The sequence below is a fragment of the Mesorhizobium sp. M7A.F.Ca.CA.001.08.2.1 genome (genome assembly GCF_003998455.1).
Lineage (GTDB): Bacteria > Pseudomonadota > Alphaproteobacteria > Rhizobiales > Rhizobiaceae > Mesorhizobium > Mesorhizobium ciceri.
This window is the reverse complement of record NZ_RZPW01000377.1, coordinates 1-5,917: the sequence shown is the minus strand read 5'-3', so window position 1 is coordinate 5,917 and position 5,917 is coordinate 1. Positions and strand designations below refer to the sequence as shown.

Sequence of the window (5,917 nt, the reverse complement as noted above, 5' to 3'; positions counted from 1 at the left end):
GTCATGGTCGATCCTTCAATCGTCATGACTTCACATAAATACAAATATTTGTAAAGTTATTGTTTTGGGGGGCGGGCGGTGAGCTGTGTCGACGACCGGGCTGAGCCGCGCGAAGGCGCAGGTTTCCCAGCGGCGTCGCCGGATAATCCGTCAGAACGGTGGTATCAGTAACCGGGGAGGACCGTCCTCAGCCGCCGTTTTGCGGAAGCGTGCGACGAAGCCGTCGAGTTCGAGGCGCTCCATGTGCGAGATCGCCCGGCAGGACGCGCCGTCGCGGCTAGTGCACCGGCGAAAAAGAGCCCAACGATTGACCGGCCAAAGGCACCGTCACACGACCGCGCAGGGAGATGCAGATCGCCGCTGCCTGGCGCTCGATCAGCGTCAGCACATCACATCGTTCACGCAATGATGTCGGGAATGATCTTGTCTTCCAGCGCCATCAGCCGGTCCTTGAGGAACAGCTTCTTCTTCTTCATGCGCTGGATCTGCAGCGGATCGCAGGCCATGGCGATCATCGCGTTGATGGCTGCATCGAAATCGGCGTGTTCCTGCTTCAGGCGGGAAAATTCGAGGCGAATATCGGCCTGTTCCTGATCGGACATTCTCTACCGTCTGCACGTCTGCGGCGCCCAAAGCTGGGCCTGATTGGGCGGGGCCGGGTGTTTTGTCACCGGCGTGCAGCCCATATCACATTTCACAGTGTCGTGGAATGCTACCACGGATCATTCGACATCGCCCGCGGAAGGTGACACACTGTCACCGTGCCGTCACAGAAGCGAACCTGCGGTGGACGCGCCGTGACGGTTGCAATCGAGGAAAACCATGAAAGGGAGAACCAATCATGTCTCTTGCATCCCATCTTGATGAGTTGCAGCGGAAACACGGCGACATCGAACGTGAAATCGATGACGCGATGAATCATCCATCGGTCGACGACCTCGAAATCGTGAATCTTAAGCGACGCAAGCTGGCACTCAAGGACGAGATTGAAAAACTAAGAGGAAAACCGACCACGCATTGATGCCCTCCTGACATAGCCGCCCGGTATCCGCGGCCTCTTTTCCCGGCGGCTCCCCGCCGCCGGCGTGGAGGGGTTTGATTTCCCAGCACCGGTCTGTCAGCCGAAGCTGGACTTGCACCGGCTTAATATCCGCTTCGGCCGTCGCCCGTTTCGCCAGATCATCGATTGTTTTTGGTCGTTGGCGGCGTGCCGATTCCGGCCAGTGGCGACCTGTCGCCATTGACAAGCGATCTTTGCTCCTCCACCTCATGCCCGGACCTCAGCGCATCGGCCCGGGGCGTCGTTGTGCGCCCATGCAGGACACAAGATGCTCCAGAGACAAAAGGCTGCCGGCATGACCGGATATTTTTCCTCTCCTTTCCCCCGCCGCACCTCGGTCGGCGTCGATGTCGGCGGCGTGGTCGTCGGCGGCGGCGCGCCCGTTGTCGTCCAATCGATGACCAACACCGACACGGCCGATATCGACCAGACCGTCGCGCAGGTCGCAGCACTGCACCGGGCCGGCTCCGAGATCGTGCGCATCACCGTCGATCGCGACGAGAGTGCCGCCGCCGTACCGCGCATTCATGAGCGGCTTCAGCGGCTTGGCATCAACGTGCCGCTGGTCGGCGATTTCCACTATATAGGCCACAAGCTCTTGGCCGATCACCCGGCCTGCGCCGAGGCGCTGGCCAAATATCGGATCAACCCCGGCAATGTCGGCTTCAAGGACAAGAAGGACCGGCAGTTCGCCGATATCGTCGAGATGGCGATCAGGCATGACAAGCCGGTGCGCATCGGTGTCAACTGGGGCTCGCTCGACCAGGAGCTTTTGACCCGGCTGATGGACGACAACCAGGACAAGGGTTTTCCGCTGACGGCGCAAGAGGTGATGCGCGAGGCGATCGTGCAGTCGGCCATTCTCTCGGCCGAGATGGCGGAAGAGATCGGCCTTGGCCGCGAGAAAATCATCCTGTCGGCCAAGGTCAGCGGCGTGCAGGACCTGATTGCCGTCTATGCCGAGCTCGCCACCCGCTCCAACCATGCGCTGCATCTCGGCCTGACCGAAGCCGGCATGGGCTCGAAAGGCATCGTCGCTTCGTCGGCCGCCATGGGCATCCTGCTGCAGCAAGGCATCGGCGACACCATCCGCATCTCGCTGACGCCGGAGCCGAATGGCGACCGCACGCGCGAGGTGCAGGTTTCGCAGGAATTGCTGCAGACGATGGGGTTCAGGCAGTTCGTGCCGATCGTCGCCGCGTGTCCCGGCTGCGGCCGCACGACCTCGACCGTGTTCCAGGAGCTCGCTCAGAACATCCAGGCAGATCTCAGGAAGAACATGCCGGTGTGGCGCGACAAATATCCCGGCGTCGAGAACCTCAAGGTCGCGGTGATGGGTTGCATCGTCAATGGCCCGGGCGAGTCCAAGCATGCCGATATCGGCATTTCGCTGCCCGGCACCGGCGAGACGCCGACGGCGCCTGTCTTCGTCGACGGCAAGAAGGCGGCGACGCTGCGCGGACCGTCGATCGCGGCGGATTTCGAGAAAATGGTCGCCGACTATATCGAACAGCGGTTCGGTCGCGGCGGCAAGGCCGCGGCAGAGTAGGTCAAATGCAGCGTTTCCTGTGGGCGACGCTGGTCCTGCTGTGTGGGCTAGTCTGGTCGACACTGGCTCAGGCCGATCCGCCGCAATCCGCCAAGCAACGGCTTATCGACAAGGTCTGCAACCTGATCCAGGCGCATGCCGACCAGAATGGTTTGCCCAGGGATTTCTTCGCCCGGCTGATCTGGAAGGAGAGCCGTTTCGATCCCAACGCCGTCAGTCCCGTCGGCGCCGAAGGCATTGCCCAGTTCATGCCGGGAACCGCCAAGATGCGCGGGCTTACCAATTCCTTCGACATCAATCAGGCGATCCCGGCTTCGGCGAAATATCTCGCCGAAATGAAAACCGGCTACGGCAATCTCGGCCTGGCGGCCGCCGCCTACAATGCCGGCGAGAGCCGGGTGTCGCGCTGGCTCAGTTCCGGCGGTTTCCTGCCGATGGAAACCGAAAGCTATGTGTTCGACATCATGGGCGAACCAGCCGACAAGTTCACCGACCGAGCCTATGCCGGAAGGGTCGAACCGCTCGACGCAAAAACGGATTTTGGTGTCGCTTGCCGAAAACTGCCAGTGATCATGTCGCGGACCGTGGCGATGGCCTCGATCAACGTAAAGCCATGGGGCATCCAGGTGGCCGGCAATTTCCGCCGCAGTGCCGCGATCAACCAGTGGCTCAGGGTAAGGAGCCGGTTCCCGGCCCTGCTCAACGGGCACGATCCAGTGGTCAGCCGGGTGCGCACGCCGATCGGCCGGCGGGGTATCTATGCGGTCAGGATCGGTGTCGACCACCGCGCCGATGCAAACGTCATCTGCCAGAAATTGCAAAGCATCGGTGGGGCATGCGTGGTGGTGCGCAACCGGTAATTTGACCCCTGCCGGCAGGGTATTTTGTCTGAGAGAGGCATTTAAAAAGCGACAGCCGTGGCGTCGCATCCAGCAAGGATTTCAGCTATGGCGGCGGCCATGTTACCAGGAGCGACAGCCCCTGCCTTTGACAAGCCGCGTGGGCACAACATGTTCGATGGATACATTATCTGCGGTACGCCGAGGACGGGGAGCACTTTGCTGTGCAAGCTTCTGGCGTCCACGAAGACGGCCGGTGATCCGCACTCATTCTATCGGCGCCAGGACGTGGTGGAGTGGGCCGAAGAGTGGAAGTTGCCCGATCGCGCCGCGATGAGCGAGCTCGAATTCGATGCCGCGTATCTCGATGCCGCGATCGCCGCCGGCAAGGGTGGGACCGGCCTCTTCGGCCTCCGCTTGATGCGCGAAAATCTGGATGAGCTTTCGGCGATCCTCGACCGGATTTTCCCAAAACTGCCATCCGACAGAGCACGGTTCGAAAGAGCATTCGGCAATGTTCTCTACATACACCTCTCGCGGGAAGACAAGCTTGCGCAGGCTGTCTCCCTGATCAAGGCAGAGCAGACCGGTCTTTGGCATATCGCTCCCGACGGCACCGAGATCGAAAGGGTCGCACCGCCGAAAGAGCCCCAATATGATTTCGAGCGGATCAGGCGTGAGGTCGAGGTACTCGAGACCTATGATGCGGCATGGAACATTTGGTTCGCTGAGCAAGGCATCACCCCGCTTCGGGTTGGCTACGAGCGCCTTTCGAGCAATCCGGCGGCGACATTGCTAGGCATCTGCGAAGTCTTGGGCGTTCAAGCGCCGAATGCCGATGACGTGAGCCCCGGCGTTGCAAAGCTCTCCGACGACACGAGCCTCGACTGGATGCGCCGCTATCGCCTCGACGCAGCCGCCTGATGCATTGATGGGCTGCAGCTGGAAATTTGGAGTATGGGCAGCGACTATGACCGACCCTATCTACAGCGATCCCGACTTCGTCCAGTTCTATGATATCGAGAATCAAAGCGGCCGTGCCGATTTTGATTACTGTATCGGTCTTGCCGTAAATCGCGGCTCGGTCCTCGATCTCGGCTGTGGCACTGGCCAACTGGCTGCCGAACTTGCCGATGGGCATAATGTCACTGGCGTTGATCCGGCATCGGCGATGCTCGACGTGGCGCGGCGCAGGGCCGGCGGCGACAGGGTCGACTGGGTCGAGGCCGACGCGCGAACTGTTCGGCTCGGGCGGCGTTTCGACCTGATCCTGCTCACCGGGCATGCGTTCCAGGTTTTCCTGACAGGCGAGGATCAGATGGCGGTGCTGGGCACCATCGCCGAGCATCTCGCTCCCGGCGGGCTCTTCATTTTCGACACACGAAATCCCGCCGAGGAGGAATGGCTGGAATGGACACCGCAGCGCTCCGAACGGGCAGTTACGCATCCCGGCCTCGGCACGGTCAAAGCCTGGTATGATGCCGAACACGATGCCGCTACCGGCATCGTCACCTACTCGACCTTCTATGACATTCCGGGCGGTAGACCTGTTCTGGGCGCCGAATCCAAGATCGCGTTCCCCAAGAAGGAAGATCTTGCGGGGATGCTGGACGAGACTGGCCTGTTGGTCGAGCAGTGGCTGGGTGACTGGCAGGGCACACCTTATGGTGTGACCTCGCCGGAAATCATCCCGATCGGCCGGTTGCGCTGATCCGGCCTGACCAATAGGGCCGGCTTTTACGCCGTCTTGGCCACCACGGTCTCGCTGAGCCAGGTGCCGATCTTGGTGCCCAGTCGGTCGGGCGAAACGGGCTTCGGCAGATAGTCGTCCATGCCCGATTCGATGCACTTGTCGCGATCGCCCTTCAGCGCATGCGCGGTGACGCCGATGATCGGAATGTGGGTGCCCGTCGAGGTCTCCATGGCCCGGATCGCGCGGGTCGCTTCGTAGCCATTCATCTCCGGCATCGAGACGTCCATCAGGATCAGCTTGGGGCGCAGCGCCCGGTACATCTCGACCGCCGTGCGGCCGTTGCCGGCGATGCGGTAGCTCAAGCCCAAGCCATTGAGGATCTGGCCGAAGACCAGCTGGTTCACGTCGTTGTCCTCGGCAATCAGGATGTCGATCGGTCCGTTCGGCGTGGTTGTCGATTCCGGTGCTGCCGCGACTGGCAGCGCCGGGCCGCGGATGACGGTAAAGGCGGGCGGCGCTGCCGGGGGAGCCTGGACGATCGGTTCGCGGACAAACTGCGCCTTGCCGACCTGCGAACGGGCCTTCTGCACGACCGAGATAACGGTGCCGAGCAGGACCGCGGAGCGCGCCGGCTTCGTCAAATGCGCGGCAATGCCGAAGTCGATGATCATCTTGCCGAAATCGACCTGGTCGACCGAGGTCAGCAACACCACCGGGATGGAGGACAGCCGGCTGTCGGAAGCAATTGCCCTGGCGACGTCGGCGCCGTTCATGCC

The 5,917-nt window shown here is 61.7% G+C and carries 7 protein-coding genes; 5 read left to right on the top strand and 2 right to left on the bottom strand.

Translation table 11 applies throughout. From position 1 onward, the window contains the following. Positions 1 to 398: 398 nt before the first annotated feature. A complete protein-coding gene (locus EN914_RS21160) occupies positions 399 to 602 on the bottom strand; it encodes a YdcH family protein (RefSeq protein WP_013529216.1) in 204 nt (67 codons plus the stop codon). Positions 603 to 841: 239 nt separating this feature from the next. Here EN914_RS21160 and EN914_RS21155 point away from each other — a divergent pair, with 239 nt between their 5' ends. From EN914_RS21155 to EN914_RS21135, 5 genes are all read left to right on the top strand, one after another. After that, complete coding sequence (locus EN914_RS21155) at positions 842 to 1,021, top strand: YdcH family protein (protein WP_013529217.1); 180 nt, start codon at positions 842 to 844, stop codon at positions 1,019 to 1,021. 334 nt (positions 1,022 to 1,355) lie between these two features. Next, positions 1,356 to 2,609, top strand: coding sequence for a flavodoxin-dependent (E)-4-hydroxy-3-methylbut-2-enyl-diphosphate synthase (gene ispG / locus EN914_RS21150; protein WP_024502967.1), 1,254 nt, complete (start codon positions 1,356 to 1,358; stop codon positions 2,607 to 2,609). Positions 2,610 to 2,614: 5 nt separating this feature from the next. Further along, positions 2,615 to 3,469, top strand: a complete 855-nt coding sequence (locus tag EN914_RS21145) for a lytic transglycosylase domain-containing protein (RefSeq protein ID WP_024502968.1) — start codon at positions 2,615 to 2,617, stop codon at positions 3,467 to 3,469. Positions 3,470 to 3,556: 87 nt separating this feature from the next. After that, positions 3,557 to 4,372, top strand: a complete 816-nt coding sequence (locus tag EN914_RS21140) for a Stf0 family sulfotransferase (protein ID WP_081714255.1) — start codon at positions 3,557 to 3,559, stop codon at positions 4,370 to 4,372. A gap of 46 nt (positions 4,373 to 4,418) precedes the next feature. Continuing rightward, the gene (locus tag EN914_RS21135) at positions 4,419 to 5,159 is read left to right on the top strand and encodes a trans-aconitate 2-methyltransferase (protein WP_024502970.1); all 741 of its coding nucleotides are present in this window, start codon (positions 4,419 to 4,421) and stop codon (positions 5,157 to 5,159) included. Between the two features lie 26 nt (positions 5,160 to 5,185). Here EN914_RS21135 and EN914_RS21130 read toward each other — a convergent pair. Next, positions 5,186 to 5,917 (bottom strand): response regulator (locus EN914_RS21130; protein WP_164778830.1); only part of this gene is annotated, 732 nt, incomplete at its 5' end.